This window comes from Zunongwangia sp., from assembly GCF_048269745.1.
GTDB lineage: Bacteria > Bacteroidota > Bacteroidia > Flavobacteriales > Flavobacteriaceae > Zunongwangia.
In genome coordinates this window covers 1-15,998 of sequence record NZ_JBLXIB010000016.1, presented here as the reverse complement: position 1 = coordinate 15,998, position 15,998 = coordinate 1, and the positions used below count along the sequence as shown (strand labels likewise).

Sequence of the window (15,998 nt, the reverse complement as noted above, 5' to 3'; positions counted from 1 at the left end):
AATGAGAAAACTATTACTCCTAATTTTATTAGGTAGTTTATACTTCACTACATACGCACAAAACGAGCAATTTAGTGTTGGGGGAAATGTAGCTGATAAAAATAAAAATCAGCTTCAAAATGTAAATATTCAAATACAATCTACAACAAGAACATTTTCAAAAGGAACACGTACTAACAAAAATGGTTCTTTTATTATAGGACGGATCCCAGAAGGAAAATATATTTTAATAGCCTCCATCATAGGATTTAAAAAGAAAGAAATACCGGTTACAATAGATCATAATGTAAGTATTTCTATTTTTTTAAATACTGAAATTAACTCTTTAGACGATGTTATTATTTCTGGAAAAAAAGAAACTTATATCGGTAGAAATGTTTCTTCTTCTCTTAAGTTAGATGAAGAAATACTAAAAATTCCGCAGAATGTTCAAATAATAACTAATGATGTGTTGCAAGATCAGGCAACCATCAGTATGATGGAAAATATTACGAGAAATGTAAGTGGTGCTCAAATGATTGAACACTGGGGAAATTTTGCTAGAATAAACATGCGTGGTTTTAGAATCCCTCCTTTTAGAAATGGAATGAATGTATTATCCACATGGGGACCAATGGCAGAAGATTTGGCAATGGTAGAACGTATAGAAGTGGTAAAAGGTCCTTCGTCTTTTATGCTTTCTAGTGGAGAACCTGGCGGATTATATAACGTAGTAACAAAAAAACCTACAGGAAGTACTTGCGGAGAAATTAATTTTTTAACGGGTAGTTATAATACATTACGAGTTAGTACCGATATAGAGGGAACTTTATCGAAAGATAAAAAATTACAATATCGTTTTGTAGGAGCTGCCTCTACTAAAGAATCGCATAGAGATTTTGAACCTCAAAATCGCTATACTTTAGCTACTAGTATCAAATATGAATTTGATGATAAAACCTCATTAACTGCACAATATACATTTCAGTATAACAAGATAAAACTAATTGGTTCTGCTTATGTTTTTGCTCCCAAAAAATATGCTGATCTAGATCGAGATTTTACATTAGGAGACCCAAAATTAGGACCTTCAATAATGAAAGAGCACTACGCCTATATTAATTTTGATCATAAACTAAATGAAAATTGGAACTTAACCGCACAACTAAGTTACTTAAATCATCAAAATCAAGGGCAAAGTTTATGGATAGATTCTCAATATAATATTGAAAACGATCCTAACAATTATGGAGTTTTAGATAATGGAGATTTAATACGGCAAATTTCAATTTGGGATGCTCATGAAGAACAAAAATTAGGACAAGTTTTTATAAAAGGTAAAGAAACTACAGGAAATATATCTCATTATATTTTAGCAGGACTTGATTTTGGAAATAAAAATTACATTGCAGATTGGTCTCAAAAAGTAAATATCGATACCCCTAGAGATCCGTTTAATATTTATAATCCACAACCTGCGGCTGTCTTACCTAATTTTGATAGAAGTTTAGATCTAGAACAACGTGCAAATGGAATTATTACATCTCAATATTTATCGTATTATTTCCAAGACGAATTAGGCTTTTTTAATAATAATCTTAGATTAACCTTAGCTGGTAGATATACAGAGTTCGAAAGTTCCTACTCAGGAATATCAGACGATAATGTCTTTACGCCAAGAGTTGCACTTTCGTATTCGATATTAGATAATTTTTCTGTATATACAATGTACGATCAAACGTTCTTACCAGAACAAGGAACAAATAGAAATGGCGAAGCTTTCGATCCTGTTACTGCTGAAGATATAGAAGGTGGATTAAAGTTTCAGTTTATGAACGGCAAATGGAATGCTACGGCCACTTATTTTAATATTCATAAAAATAAATTTTTAGTTACAGATCCAGAAAATGCACAATATTCCATTCAACAAGATACAGATATTACTTCTAAAGGATTTGAATTTGATATCCGCGGTGAGATCACAAAAGGGTTGCATGTAATTCTTAATTATTCCTATACTAATCTTGAAGATGAAAATGGAAATCCTATAGCCGGATTTTCTAAACATATTACAAATGCTTGGTTAAAATATAAATTCAAAACAGAAAAATTAAAAGGTTTTGGTATCTCGGCTGGCTATCAATACTTAGTAGATCGATCTTCTTGGACTTGGGGAGCTGATGGGCAAACCGATTTACCCGATTATTTTAGAATGGACGGTGCATTGTCTTGGCAAAAAAATCGATTTAAAATAGGCTTAAATATCAATAATTTATTAAACGAATACCTATATTCTGGAGCCGATTATGGCAATTATGTCTATTGGCAAAGTGAACCAGGTAGAAATTTTAGACTAAGCCTTAACTATAAATTTTAACAATGAAAAAATAAGTTTATTAGTACTATTTTTAAGTATTTCTGCAACGGATTTCTCTTAGAAACTCCGCCGGAAGCTACAATATCATTACAGTGAACATACGTATGGTGTATTTGAAAAATCAGAAGATGCTCCGTTTAAAAATGTTGCTGAATTTGAATTATGGGTTATTACTTCAGATAGATTCCAGTTACAATGAGATACTAAATACATTTTAGAAACAACTAAAAATGAAAAGCCTCCCGGCTCTTATAAAGGTGAAGATTACGAGTTTATTTGCCACTGTGTTATCTATTGTATTTTTAATAAATAGAATGAAAAAGGCTTTCTGAACAGAAAGCCTTTTTTGATATATTATTTTTATCCTACTCGTTCTATTTTAGCACCTACTTTTTGTAATCGTTCTACAATATTCTCGTAACCTCGATCAATCTGCTCGATATTATGAATAACAGAAGTTCCTTTAGCAGATAAAGCTGCAATTAATAACGAAATACCAGCCCTAATATCTGGAGATGTCATTACTGTTGCTTTTAATGTCGATTTAAAATCATGACCAATAACTACAGCTCGATGCGGATCTCCTAAAATAATTTTAGCTCCCATATCAATTAATTTATCGACGAAGAACAAACGACTCTCAAACATTTTTTGATGAACTAATATACTACCCCTTGCTTGTGTTGCTATCACTAAAATAATACTCAACAAATCGGGAGTAAAACCAGGCCAAGGTGCATCGCTAATATTCATTATAGAACCATCTATAAAGCTTTGTACTTCATAGCCATTGGTATGAGCTGGAATATGGATATTCTTTCCTTGCTTTTCTACTGTTATTCCTAATTTTCTAAACGTATTTGGAATAAGTCCTAACATATCCCAATTTACATTGGTAATTGTTATTTCGCTTTGCGTCATTGCTGCCAAACCAATCCATGACCCTATTTCTATCATGTCCGGAAGAACAGTATGTTCACAACCTTTTAGTTCTTTAACACCCTTTATAGTAAGCAAATTAGAGCCTACTCCACTTATTTTTGCACCCATTGCATTCAACATATTACATAGTTGTTGCAAATAAGGTTCACAAGCGGCATTATAAATAGTAGTAGTACCCTCTGCCATTACCGCAGCCATTAAAATATTGGCCGTACCGGTAACCGATGCTTCTTCTAAAAGCATATAAGCACCTTTAAGTCCTTTTTTGGCTTCTACACCATAAAAACGCTCTTCTTTATTGTATTTAAATTCAGCACCTAATTTTACAAAACCTTCAAAATGGGTATCTAAGCGTCTTCTTCCAATTTTGTCTCCACCAGGTTTAGGGATGTAACCTTTACCAAATCTAGCTAAAAGCGGACCTACAATCATAATAGAGCCCCTTAAACCACTACCGTCATGTTTGAATTGATCGCTTTCTAAATAATCGAAGTTAAGATTATCGCTTTTAAAGGTATAGCTCCCTTTTTTTATTTTTCGAATAGTTACTCCTAAATTCTCTAATAAATCGATCAGCTTATTTACATCAATAATATCTGGAATATTATGAATTGTAACTTCTTCTGATGTCAATAATACGGCACAAAGTACTTGAAGTGCCTCATTTTTTGCGCCCTGGGGTTGAATTTTTCCCTTAAGCCTATGCCCTCCTTCTATTTGAAAAGTTCCCATTAAATTAGCTAATTTTAGTGACGCTTTCTTGGTTTGCCACGACCACCCGATCGTTTAGGAGTATTCTTATATTTTTTCTTTCCTCTAATTAAATTTGAAGAATCGGTTAAATCCTCATCCGAATTTTTAAGATTCAAAGCTCCATCACTCAATTCTCTTAAGTGTTCAAAAATAACTTCATCATCTACCGTTTCTCGGTTCCAATTTAAAAAAGACTTTTTCATATGGTTCGCAATAGCTAAAACCAAAGCTTCTTTTAAAGGACCTTCTTCATATTTTTTGGCTTCATCAATCATTCGTTTAATATTATTTCCGTAGAAACGATATTTAGGAAAATTTTGCGGATACCCTAAAGGCTCTGGATGTTCTGCCAATTTTTCAGGAACTGGTTTTGGGAAAGGTGATTCTACATCTAATTTAAAATCACTAATAATAAATAATTGATCCCATAGTTTATGCTGAAAATCAGCCACGTCACGAAGATGTGGGTTCATATTACCCATTACAGAAATTATCGATTTAGCGACTTTATTACGCTCTTCATCATCTTCTATAGCTACAGCATGTTCCACCATTTTTTGAATATGTCTACCATATTCAGGAATAATTAACTGACTCCTTTCGGAATTATATTCTAACGCGTTTGTCAAAAAAATAGATTTTAAGTTGGTAATTTACGTTTCGGAAGTTTAATTACGAGCGCAAAATAAAGAATTTTAGTTTAGGTCGCTAAAAACTTACGATATTTTTATACTTATTAGCAGTTATAAAGATATAACTCCTTCCACTTTTTCTCCTACTTCTTTATATTTATTTATCACCGCATCCGGATTTTTCATGGTCACGTTTATAGAAACACTTGTATAGGTTCCTTTTTTAGATTGCTTTGTTTTAATAACAGCCCCCATATTATCGAATATACCTTCTACCTGCTGTATCTTAGTTTCATCAGTAGGAACTATAAATTTATAAAGATATTCAGATGGCCATAAAGATGTATCTTGTAATTGTGTTTTTAGTTTGGTGTAGAATTCCTCAGAATTTTTAGATGTACTCATATTTTTGTTTCATTTTTGAAAATACAAAGATACAAGCTTTATACCATTTTTATAATCGAAATCAAATGACGAAATTTGCAACGTGAAAGCAAAGAAAATAGTTATTACCGGCGGCCCTGGAACGGGTAAATCTTCCATTATTATGGAATTAGAGAAAAGAGGTTACACCTGTCTACATGAAATATCTAGACAAGTTACTCTAGAAGCACAGAAACAAGGAATAGACCAACTATTCCTAGAAAGACCTATATTATTCAGTGAAAAATTATTAGAAGGTAGATTAAAACAGCATAAAATTGCGAGCAAAAGCGAAGAAAAAATTATTTTTTTAGATAGAGGTATCCATGATGTTGTAGCCTATCTAGACTTTTTTTCAACTTCGTATAAAGAACCTTTTATGAGTACTTGCGAGCAAAATAAATACGACCAGGTATTTATTTTACCACCTTGGGAAGCTATTTATAAAAGCGATAATGAACGTTACGAAAATTTTCAAGAGGCAACAGAAATTTCAACATATATTTCTGCTACTTATAAAAAATATGGGTATAAACCTATTACTGTACCTACAGGAACAGTAAGCAATCGAACTGATTTTATTTTAAAAAATCTCGATAACTAGCATTTGCAAGAGGCACTGCACATATTAAAAAAATATTGGGAACATTCCGAATTTCGGCCCATGCAATATGCCATAATAGAAGCTGTTGTTGCCCAAAAAAATGTATTAGGATTACTCCCCACTGGTGGAGGGAAATCGATATGCTTTCAAATACCAGCTTTATTGCAGGATGGCATATGTATCGTGGTATCTCCTCTAATTGCACTTATGGAGGACCAAGTGAATAGCTTGCTGTCTAAAAACATAAAAGCAATGGCATTAACCGGAAGCATAAAATTATCCGATTTAGATAGCCAATTAGATAATTGTATTTACGGTAATTATAAATTTTTATACCTTTCTCCGGAACGGCTTCAGAACGATTTAGTACAAGCTCGCATTAAATTAATGAATGTAAATTTATTAGTTATAGATGAGGCACATTGTATCTCGCAATGGGGTCACGATTTTAGACCTGCTTACCGGAATATTTCTGTATTTAAAGAATTAAAACCGCGAGTACCCTTATTAGCTCTTACTGCTACCGCTACTCCCAAAGTAATTGCTGATATTAATACACAACTAGATACTACATTAAAAGTATTCCAACAATCGTTTTTTAGAGCGAATATTTCTTATAAAGTCACTATTGCTGAAGATAAATACTATAAAATCACCAGTATTTTAACCAATAGTAATAGTACTGCTATTATTTATGTGAGGAATAGACATGCTACACTAGAAATTGCAGCATATCTTCAAAAATTAGGATATCAAGCTGCTGCCTTTCATGGAGGACTAAAACTCTCGGAAAAAAAGAAAAAATTAAAAGATTGGCTTGCTAACAAATTTAGAGTTATGGTAGCCACCAATGCTTTTGGAATGGGTATCGATAAACCAGATGTTCGCCATGTAATTCATTTTAACTTACCCGAAAATCTAGAAAGTTATTATCAAGAAGCTGGAAGAGCTGGAAGAGACGGTAACTATGCGGAAGCTACAATTATTACCAATACTAGCGATAAACCTACTTTAGAAAATCAATTTTTAGCCAAATTACCTTCCTATGAAGAAATTACCGAATGTTATCGGAAATTATTCAGTTATTTCGGAATTGCTTATGGAGAAGGCTATTTAGAAGAATTCAATTTCAACTTTAATGAGTTCTGTAGGCAATATCGGTTTGATAATCATAAAACTTTTGCTGCCTTTCAAATTTTAGAGCGTTGTGGCCTATTAAAATTTAACGAAGAATTCCGCAGCCCTACCCTTTTAAAATTTTCAACTAAACCATGGATTTTGGATAAATATCTCGATAAAAATCCACGGGCCAATTTAGTAGTAAAATCTATATTAAGAACTTACGGTGGTATTTTTGACAATAAAACAGCAATAAATATTAGTTCAATTAGTGATAAAACTAATATTACGGAACAAAAAATTCAGGAAATTTTAAACAAATTAGCAGAGAATTCTTTAATTGAATTAACAAAAACCCCGCTAGATGCTCTCATTATGTTTTTGGTTCCTAGAGAAGATTCTCGCACTTTATCACCTCATAAAAAATTTATACAAGAATATTTAAAGGATAAAACGCTAAAAATAAATCAGGTTCTACAATATATCGATAATACTAAAACTTGTAGAAGTAAACAATTGCTTAGCTATTTTGGAGAAGAAAAAAAAGAGAACTGCGGAATCTGTTCAGTTTGTACCTATACAAAAGAAACAGAACTAAATCGAGATAAAATGAATAGTATTTATCTTGAAATTGCAAAATCTTTAAAGCAAAGCCCTAAAACATCAAGACAGCTGGTTGAAGCATTAAATTTTTCAGAAAATCATATTTTAGAAGTTCTCCGGCTACTTTTAGAAAAAGAGAGAATTAGCCGAACAAATATAAATACATACAAATTGAATCGAAAATGAGAGAAATACGCATATTATTTATGGGAACGCCCGATTTTGCGGTAGAAAGTTTGGCGCAAATTATAGCAGCCGGGTTTACTGTGGTAGGCGTAGTAACTGCACCCGATCGTCCTGCAGGAAGAGGACGAAAATTACAACAAAGTGCTGTTAAAAAATACGCACTTACCCAAAACCTGAAAATTTTACAACCCACTAATTTAAAATCAGATTCTTTTCAAGAAGAACTACAAGCATTAAACCCTACTTTACAAGTTGTAGTTGCATTTAGAATGCTCCCAGAGAAAGTATGGCGTTTTCCTAAATATGGTACTTTTAATTTACATGCTTCCCTATTACCCGAATATCGAGGAGCAGCTCCAATAAATTGGGCCGTAATAAATGGTGAAAAAATAAGTGGTGTTACTACCTTTTTTATAGATGAAAAAATTGACACCGGAGCAATTATAAATTCCAAAAAAATTGAAATTGCTCCTAGTGAAACAGTAGGTACTGTACACGATAGGCTTATGAAGATTGGTGGAGAACTAATAGTAAGCACGATTAAACAAATTGAAAGCGGGGAAGTTAAAACTACTGCGCAAAATAAAGAACTGGAAGAAAAACCAGCTCCAAAACTAAGTAAAGAAAATACTAAAATAGATTGGAGTAAACCTATTTTAAATATTTACAACCTAATTAGAGGGCTTAATCCATATCCGGCAGCTTGGTGTATACTTGAAAATAATGAAAAGTCTTTAAAAGTAAAGATTTTTGATTGTGAAATGGCCTTAGCCGAAACTAATGAAACTCCCGGAACTGTTTCTATTGAAGATAAAACTTTAAAAATTTCAGCCATAGATGGTTATCTTTTTATAAAAGAAATTCAGTTACCTGGTAAACGAAAAATGAAAGTAAAAGATTTGCTAAATGGTTTAACCCTATCAGAAGATGCTAAAATGCGCTGAGACCTTATGAATACTGAAATCATAAAAAATCAATAAAATTAAGGATTAATTATTAACATTTCCTTAAAGTTATCAACATGAAATAGCTTTTCCCTTGCTATTACTTGCATGAACGATAAATCCATCTAAATTTGTAGATGTTATTAAAGAGATAATGTATAACCAACAAATTTAAATTCAAATTATGAACAAGACAGATTTAATTGACGCTATGGCAGAAGACGCAGGGATTTCAAAAGCTGCGGCAAAAAAGGCATTAGAATCTTTTTTAGGTGGTATTGAAACTTCTCTAAAAAAAGGTGATCGTGTATCTTTAGTAGGTTTTGGTTCTTGGTCTGTATCTAAAAGAGCAGCTAGAGAAGGAAGAAACCCTCAGACAGGAAAAACAATAAAAATTGCTGCTAAAAACGTAGTGAAATTTAAAGCTGGTGCAGATTTACAAAAAGCAGTAAATTAAGCTTAGTTTTAAGAAAAAATAAGAGCTTTCCTCAATGGAAAGCTTTTTTTTATCAAATAATTTAAAATAATCATTGGTTTTTTTTGATTTAATATTTAGATTAGTTAAAAAATCGATGCCTATGATTGCACTTAAACCCTCAAAAGGTCATTTATTAATTGCAGAACCATCTATTATGGGAGATGTTTCTTTTAATAGATCTGTTGTTTTGTTAGCTGAATATTCTCAAACTGGCTCAGTTGGCTTTATTTTAAATAAAGTATTAGATTTTACTTTAAAAGACCTTATTCCCGATCTAAACGTAGACTTCAAAATTTATAATGGAGGTCCCGTAGAACAAGATAATTTATATTTTATTCATCGCATTCCCGAACTAATACCCGATAGCGTTGAAATTGCTGATGGTATTTATTGGGGTGGTAACTTTGATGCTGTAATCTCTTTAATTGAAAAAAACCTGATTAGTGAAAATCAAATTCGATTTTTTTTAGGCTATTCAGGATGGGGCGCAGAACAATTAAATGATGAATTAGATGCAAACTCTTGGATTATAGCTACCAATGAAGATGAAAAATATATCATTGAAAAGCCCTGCCAATCTTTTTGGAAAGATCAAATGGCACAACTTGGAGGTGATTACTTAATATGGTCTAATGCACCTGAAAATCCTACTTATAATTAAGCAATTTTACTTTTAGCTAGCCTAACCGTGCTTTTGTATTTAGCTTTGCTAAAAGATTTTTAGCAACTGTATTTACGTATGTCTTCTTACGATATTTTGTAATTGGCTGAATTCCCATTATTACATTTGTAACAAATAATTCGTCGGCTTTTTGCAATTCAAATGGAGAAATAGATATTTCCTCTAGTTTAAATTCTGGTAATTTTTTTACAATATCGATTAATTGCTTCCTTATAATTCCTTTTAAAGCTCCATCGTTTACTGGTGGTGTTTTAATTATGTTATTTTTTACTAAAAATAAATTTCCGTTTAATGCCTCTACAACCGATTTTTTTTCATTTAAAAGTAAACAATTACCATAGCCATTTTCCTCTGCAAAAATTCCCCCTAAAACATTTATGGCTTTATTATTGGTTTTAATTGTAGATAAAATTCCGGATTGGATATAATGATCTTTAAATAGTTCTACTTCGTAATTAGCTTCATTTAACTGATAAAATGCGGCAGGAATAGATTCAGCTAAAATAAAATAATCGATATGCCGTGTTTTTGGGGTATAAAATCCACCTGGTTTTCTATACACCGAAAATTTTACACGAACAGGCTGGTTTTGGAGATTTTTTTCTTTAAGAAGCTTTAGAATTTGATTCTCTAAAAATTCTGGTGAAAAATTCTGAGGTATTTCCATACGCATGATACGCATAGATGCCATTAGGCGGAAATAATGATCTTCCCAAAACATTATTTTACCATTTATAACACGTATAGTTTCGAAAACAGAATCCCCATAAGCATAACCTCTATTGGTCACGGCTAATCCTACATTCTGCTCGTTTACTAATTCACCGTTAAAATTAATCATAAAAAAACCCCATTTTTAATAAACGGGGCAAATGTAAGTTTTAATTATCGAATATTAAACTGATCCTAATACCTGTTTTAAGTTAGAGATCATATTTTCCCATAACATTTTTCCTTCATCTATCTCGTCTTGATCTTCAGCAAAATCGGTAATTAATATTGATACATCTTTTGTAATATCGTCGACTTGAATACGAATTTCAAAAAAATAAGGAGTATCTTCTTCTTCTAGCCATTTAAATTTTACACGCTCTTCACTCTTTCGGCTTACCAATTTAGCTTGCTCTTCGCTTCCTTCCCATATAAAAGTAAATAACTCTCCACGTGAATTTACATTATCTGCATACCATTCACTTAAACCAGAAGGAGTTGAAATATATTGATATAATAAAGAAGGAGAAGCCTGGATTGGAAATTCCATTTCGTATTTAATCTTGTCTTCCATTTCTTGTTTTTAATTGTTTCGGGCAATATATATATTAATTAGAAACATTAAAAGAAATCAATTTAAATATTTTTTAAAAAAAGTTTTGCAGCATTGATAATTGTGATTATATTTGCACCCGCATTTGAGACACAATAAAAGTGTACTGAAAGCAGTAATAATGCAGCATACGGCGAGATAGCTCAGTTGGTTAGAGCGTCGGATTCATAACCCGGAGGTCCCGAGTTCAAATCTCGGTCTCGCTACTAGGAAAATCAAGGCTTCACAGAGATGTGAAGCTTTTTCTTTTTACAACGGGTACAGAATAGGTACAGAATTTCAGCTTTTTCAAATAAATTAAAAAAAGTGGTTTAGAATAATCTTATTTGGTAGCAATTGAGATGAAATTTTAAGCTATTCTGGAAATTATATCTTGAAAAAATCCATTATTTATTCTTTTAATAATTACTAACAAACCGGGGATCGGTCATAATTTCCATCTTTTCTATTGATATTATGGTTAGCGAAAGGTATCCTAACTCATTTTGTAGCGTACCCGTACAACGGTAAATCCCTTTTCCATAAATAGGATATTTTCTAGCAGTTTCTGGAAAATGTACGGTATCAAAAACAGAAAATTTATAGTCATAAAAGGTTCCGAAGTACATATACTTTCCGTCACTGGTCTTTGTCCTTTTTATTGTAATAAGAGATCCATATATGGTTATTTGTTGACCACAAAGATTTCCCGAACCTCTAAGCTTATCGCGTATATGACAGATCGTAAGTTTGCTGGTTATTTTATTCTTTAGAAACTTAAAAGGATGATCTAGCGAAAAACCTAAAATTTCTAATTGATCATAAGTACGGATCAAGTCTCCTTCCTCAAACTTGGGTAGCTGAAATGCTTTGACTGGATCTTTAAACAAACGCTCTTGATGTGTTATCCTTTTTTGTTTACTTGATGTAAAATAAGCCTCCCATAAAAGTTCATATCTATTTTTCCCTGTAAATCTAAAAGCATCTATTTTTATCAGTATAGCAAGTTGTTCGGTGCTGATGTTAATCCTCTCCAAGAAGTCAGCCAGGGATTTAAAAATTCCGTTAAACTGACGAGTTTCAAGTATTGCTTGTACCGTTTTCTTTTCCAGCTCTTTTAAATAACCAAAGCCTAAAAAGATATCGTTTCCGTGAATTACTGTCGGATGATCACTACGGTTAATACAGGGAGCGTGAACCCTCCCACCTTTATTGCGTATCTCTTGTAGGTATACTTCGATATTATAAAACCCACCTCCATTGTTTATTGACGCAACCATAAATTCTAATGGAAAATAACATTTAAGATAAAGACTTTGGTAGCTCTCTATAGCATAAGACGCTGAATGTCCTTTGGGAAAAGCATATCCTGCAAAAGAAGATATTTGTGTCCAGATTTCTTCGGTGAGTTTTTCATCGTATCCCCTATCTCTACAGTTTGCACGAAACTTTTCGGCAATCTTTTCCATTTGTCCCTTTGAGGTTTTCTTTCCGCTCATTCCGCGACGAAGCACATCTGCATCATCTAAATCCAATCCTGCAAATTGGTGAGCAACTTTCATCACATCCTCCTGATAAACCATTACTCCATAGGTATCCGGCATTATATCATATAATATTGGGTGTGCTTCTTTTCTTTTCTCAGGAAATCGGTGCCGCTTAATAAATTCCTCTTTCATCCCTGCACTGGAAACTCCAGGACGTATGATAGAACTGGCCGCCACAAGGTTTAAATAATTATCTGTCTGAAGTTTGGTTAGTAGTCCCCTCATCGCCGGTGATTCTACATAAAAAACTCCCATACAATCCCCTACTTTCAAAAGGGCATTGATATTCTCGTCATTTTTAAACTTCTGCACATCATCAATATCCAGAAGTTTTGCTCCAGGCTGATTTTCACGAATTAATTCAATGGCATCAGTAATTTTGGAAAGTCCGCGTTGAGCAAGGATATCAAATTTATGAATGCCTACCTCTTCAGCAACATTCATATCGATCTGTACCGTAGGAAAACCTTTGGGCGGAAGGAAAGTAGCTGTGAAAGTAGTCACCGGGACTTCCAATATCAAAATCCCTCCAGAATGAACACTCACATAATTTGGAAATCCCTGAATATAATGGCTGTATTTTACAACAAGACTTTCCAGTTGGTCTAATTGTTCTGGATGATAGTTGCCGGACGAGAGCTTATCTATATTCTCTTTTGGCAGTCCAAATACCTTACCCAGTTCACGGGCTACTGCACGCTCTTTAAAACGTACATAGGTTCCCATTAGGGCTGTATATTGATAACGTTCGAAAATATACCGCGTTACATCTTCCCGGTCTTTCCAAGAAAAGTCAATATCAAAATCAGGAGGGCTACTTCTATTGGGATTGATAAAACGTTCAAAATATAAGTCCAATTCGATAGGATCTACATTGGTAATCCCCAAAATATAGGCTACTATAGAATTGGCCCCACTCCCTCTTCCTATAAAAGGATACTCTTTTTTTCTTGCATATTCTACAATATCAAGGTTGATCAAAAAATAAGATACAAAACCAAGCTTAATGATAGCATTAAGTTCCCTTTCCAAACGATCTTCCACTTGTTGTGATTTATCAGGATAGCGCTTAGGTAAACGCTGCGTACATAGCCTTCGAAGTAACTTTTCATCACTGGATCGGCTTTTGCCGTAGGTACTTAAATTTTGATTAAGGCCTTTTCCAAAAGAAAAAGATACTTGGCAATTTTCTATAAGTTTCTGCGTATTATCAAGGATATAAGCGAAATCTTCAAAAAGATTCTTAACCCTTTGCATAGGCAACATTCGGTCGTTCTCATCCTCTTGTTGGCAGGATTCAAGTTTGCTTAAAAGAGTGTTTTTATCTATAGCACGTAAGAGTCGGTGTGCATTCCAATCTTTTTTATCCCGGAAACTTACCGCTTGACAAAAAACTAATTGTTTCCGGTACAGAGAAGAATTAAACTTTGAAAATCTAAATCGGTTAAAGGTGGTGATCCCCACCCCTATTTTTTCATAGTGTTGGTCTAGACTATTTTCAAATAGTAACGCTTGGTTCAACGGATAAATAAAATAACAGTCTTTTAAATAAGGAGCTCTGGATGGGAAATCTATTTTATGCTGTAAATGGTACGAAAGATATTGATTCAGTTCTCGATATCCTTTATTATTTTTTGCAATACCAACATATAAAGTCTGATGATCATTCCTAAAATCAATTCCCAATAATGGCCTGATCCCGTATTCTGGGGCTATTTTCAAAAAATTAAGGCAGGCAGAAGTGTTATTGATATCGGTAATGGCCAGGCTTGTGATACCAAGCTGCTTCGCTAAACGACACAGTGCTTCTTCAGAAAAAGTTCCATAACGAAGCGAAAACCAAGTATGACAATTTAAATACATAATTATTGTTTTCTATGAGCCAATACTATGGGAGGTTCACCATTGAAGGGGTTTTGCATCCCCCCAATTGTTCGAGTTCCTATAGTGGAAGCTCGAAGAACACTTCTTTCGCCAAAACGGTTCTTAATTTTGTCAAGGGATTGATAAAGGCTAAGCATCTTTTCTGAGTCATCAAAGAGGTTGATTTGATAGTTTCCACCTACAATCCCGGAAAAACGCACACCAATCAGACGAATCAATAGCCTACGGCTGTATAGCTGATGAAACAGGTCTAAAGCTTTTGGCGTTAAAACGTGGTCGGCACTGGTATAGGGAATTTTAGATTGTTTGGAATAGGTCTGATAGTCGGAATAACGGATTTTAATCGTTATGACAGAGGAAAGCTTATTGGCAGACCGAAGTTGATATGCCAAACTTTCAACCATTGCCTGTATGGTCGCACGAATCCGGGTCACATCAATAGTGTCTTTGTTAAAAGTACGCTCCATAGAAATGGATTTTCGTTCGTGAAAAGGAATAATAGGTTGATGATCTATTCCGTGAGCCCTGCGCCATAATTGCTTACCATTCTTTCCTAATACAGACTCCAACATTTCTTGCGGCATTTCCTGTACAGTGTGGATATAGCGAATACCGAGGTGCAATAATTTTTGATAGGATTTTTTCCCAACCATAGGAATCTTTCGGACAGACAAGGGAGCTAAAAAAGATCGCTCTGTACCTATTCCTATAATTTTTTGATTATTGGGCTTTGCCTCACCGGTAGCTATCTTTGAAACTATTTTATTTTGCGACAGTCCAAAAGAAATTGGTAAGCCACTCTCCTCTATAATCTTATTACGAAGTTCCCCTGCAAATTTTGAAATCCCAAAAAAGCGATCCATACCACTAAGGTCTGCATAAAATTCATCCACACTGGCTTTTTCAAATACAGGAACCTCGGATTTTATGATTTCCGTAACCAAATCTGAATATTTAGTATACGTAGAGGCATTTCCCTTAATAACAAAAGCCTCTGGACAAAGTTGACGGGCCACTTTCATTGACATTCCACTATGGACTCCGAACTTACGGGTTTCGTAACTACAAGCTGCTACTACACCCCTATCACCCAAGCCACCTACTAGTAATGGTCTATTAACTAATTTTGAATCAAGAAGTCGTTCTACAGATACAAAAAAAGTGTCAAGGTCTAAATGAATAATAGAATTGATCATATTTTTATATTTGGAATAATTCCCTATAGTAGGAAATTTTCCAAAACTAGATAAATATTATTTCTCTTTGATTATAAAAAATCATAAAATTTGATCCACCCTATAGGCCCTAAAAGAGAATACCTGAATGATTCCCTAAATCCATTGAAAATTTATTCTTCTAGAGCTTGTATTTATTCAAAGTGACTCCTTATAAATTCCATTCTTGCATTTAGCTTCCCTTCCTGAATGTTTCCGATTCTTCATTTCAGGTTTTTGATTCCCTACCACACCGTACAGTTATTCTTTTTTTGGTCGCAAAACACCAAAATTTTGGAGTTGAACCGCACTGCATAAGCCGCTCCCC

The 15,998-nt window shown here is 33.5% G+C and carries 13 protein-coding genes and 1 tRNA gene; 7 read left to right on the top strand and 7 right to left on the bottom strand.

Annotation, left to right across the window (positions count from 1 at the left end; genetic code table 11):
• Position 1 precedes the first annotated feature (1 nt).
• On the top strand, positions 2-2,356 hold the full coding sequence (locus ACN0WI_RS14900; protein WP_417887840.1) for a TonB-dependent siderophore receptor: 2,355 nt from the start codon (positions 2-4) through the stop codon (positions 2,354-2,356).
• Positions 2,357-2,716: 360 nt separating this feature from the next.
• Here the strand turns inward: ACN0WI_RS14900 and murA are convergent, their stop codons facing one another.
• The 3 genes from murA to ACN0WI_RS14885 all read right to left on the bottom strand — a co-directional run bounded on the left by murA (position 2,717) and on the right by ACN0WI_RS14885 (position 5,088).
• On the bottom strand, positions 2,717-4,030 hold the full coding sequence (murA, locus tag ACN0WI_RS14895) for a UDP-N-acetylglucosamine 1-carboxyvinyltransferase (protein ID WP_417887839.1): 1,314 nt from the start codon (positions 4,028-4,030) through the stop codon (positions 2,717-2,719).
• 14 nt (positions 4,031-4,044) lie between these two features.
• Positions 4,045-4,680 carry a DUF4290 domain-containing protein gene (locus ACN0WI_RS14890; protein WP_417887838.1) on the bottom strand — a complete coding sequence of 212 codons (636 nt, stop codon included), beginning with the start codon at positions 4,678-4,680 and terminating at the stop codon, positions 4,045-4,047.
• Positions 4,681-4,794: 114 nt separating this feature from the next.
• Positions 4,795-5,088 (bottom strand): DUF493 family protein, encoded by a 294-nt coding sequence (locus tag ACN0WI_RS14885; protein WP_417887837.1) that lies wholly within the window; start codon positions 5,086-5,088, stop codon positions 4,795-4,797.
• An 82-nt stretch (positions 5,089-5,170) separates the two neighbouring features.
• On the opposite strand from ACN0WI_RS14885, the gene ACN0WI_RS14880 reads away from it, so the two are divergent.
• From ACN0WI_RS14880 to ACN0WI_RS14860, 5 genes are all read left to right on the top strand, one after another.
• Positions 5,171-5,710: an AAA family ATPase gene (locus ACN0WI_RS14880; RefSeq protein ID WP_417887836.1), complete on the top strand. Its 540-nt coding sequence runs from the start codon at positions 5,171-5,173 to the stop codon at positions 5,708-5,710.
• Positions 5,711-5,713: 3 nt separating this feature from the next.
• The gene (locus ACN0WI_RS14875) at positions 5,714-7,618 is read left to right on the top strand and encodes a RecQ family ATP-dependent DNA helicase (protein ID WP_417887835.1); all 1,905 of its coding nucleotides are present in this window, start codon (positions 5,714-5,716) and stop codon (positions 7,616-7,618) included.
• A complete protein-coding gene (gene fmt, locus ACN0WI_RS14870; RefSeq protein ID WP_417887834.1) occupies positions 7,615-8,562 on the top strand; it encodes a methionyl-tRNA formyltransferase in 948 nt (315 codons plus the stop codon). The genes ACN0WI_RS14875 and fmt overlap by 4 nt, the downstream gene beginning before the upstream one ends.
• Before the next feature lie 184 nt (positions 8,563-8,746).
• The gene (locus tag ACN0WI_RS14865; RefSeq protein ID WP_013071944.1) at positions 8,747-9,019 is read left to right on the top strand and encodes an HU family DNA-binding protein; all 273 of its coding nucleotides are present in this window, start codon (positions 8,747-8,749) and stop codon (positions 9,017-9,019) included.
• A gap of 121 nt (positions 9,020-9,140) precedes the next feature.
• On the top strand, positions 9,141-9,701 hold the full coding sequence (locus ACN0WI_RS14860; protein WP_417887833.1) for a YqgE/AlgH family protein: 561 nt from the start codon (positions 9,141-9,143) through the stop codon (positions 9,699-9,701).
• A 16-nt stretch (positions 9,702-9,717) separates the two neighbouring features.
• Here ACN0WI_RS14860 and ACN0WI_RS14855 read toward each other — a convergent pair whose 3' ends face one another.
• Both ACN0WI_RS14855 and ACN0WI_RS14850 read right to left on the bottom strand, forming a co-directional pair.
• Positions 9,718-10,563: an aminotransferase class IV gene (locus ACN0WI_RS14855; RefSeq protein WP_417887832.1), complete on the bottom strand. Its 846-nt coding sequence runs from the start codon at positions 10,561-10,563 to the stop codon at positions 9,718-9,720.
• 54 nt (positions 10,564-10,617) lie between these two features.
• Positions 10,618-11,007 (bottom strand): START-like domain-containing protein, encoded by a 390-nt coding sequence (locus ACN0WI_RS14850; RefSeq protein ID WP_417887831.1) that lies wholly within the window; start codon positions 11,005-11,007, stop codon positions 10,618-10,620.
• 171 nt (positions 11,008-11,178) lie between these two features.
• Here ACN0WI_RS14850 and ACN0WI_RS14845 point away from each other — a divergent pair.
• Positions 11,179-11,252: transfer RNA gene (locus tag ACN0WI_RS14845), tRNA-Met, on the top strand.
• A 192-nt stretch (positions 11,253-11,444) separates the two neighbouring features.
• Here ACN0WI_RS14845 and ACN0WI_RS14840 read toward each other — a convergent pair.
• Both ACN0WI_RS14840 and dinB read right to left on the bottom strand, forming a co-directional pair.
• A complete protein-coding gene (locus ACN0WI_RS14840) occupies positions 11,445-14,435 on the bottom strand; it encodes a DNA polymerase III subunit alpha (protein ID WP_417887830.1) in 2,991 nt (996 codons plus the stop codon).
• Between the two features lie 2 nt (positions 14,436-14,437).
• Positions 14,438-15,652, bottom strand: coding sequence for a DNA polymerase IV (gene dinB, locus ACN0WI_RS14835; RefSeq protein ID WP_417887829.1), 1,215 nt, complete (start codon positions 15,650-15,652; stop codon positions 14,438-14,440).
• Positions 15,653-15,998 lie beyond the last annotated feature (346 nt).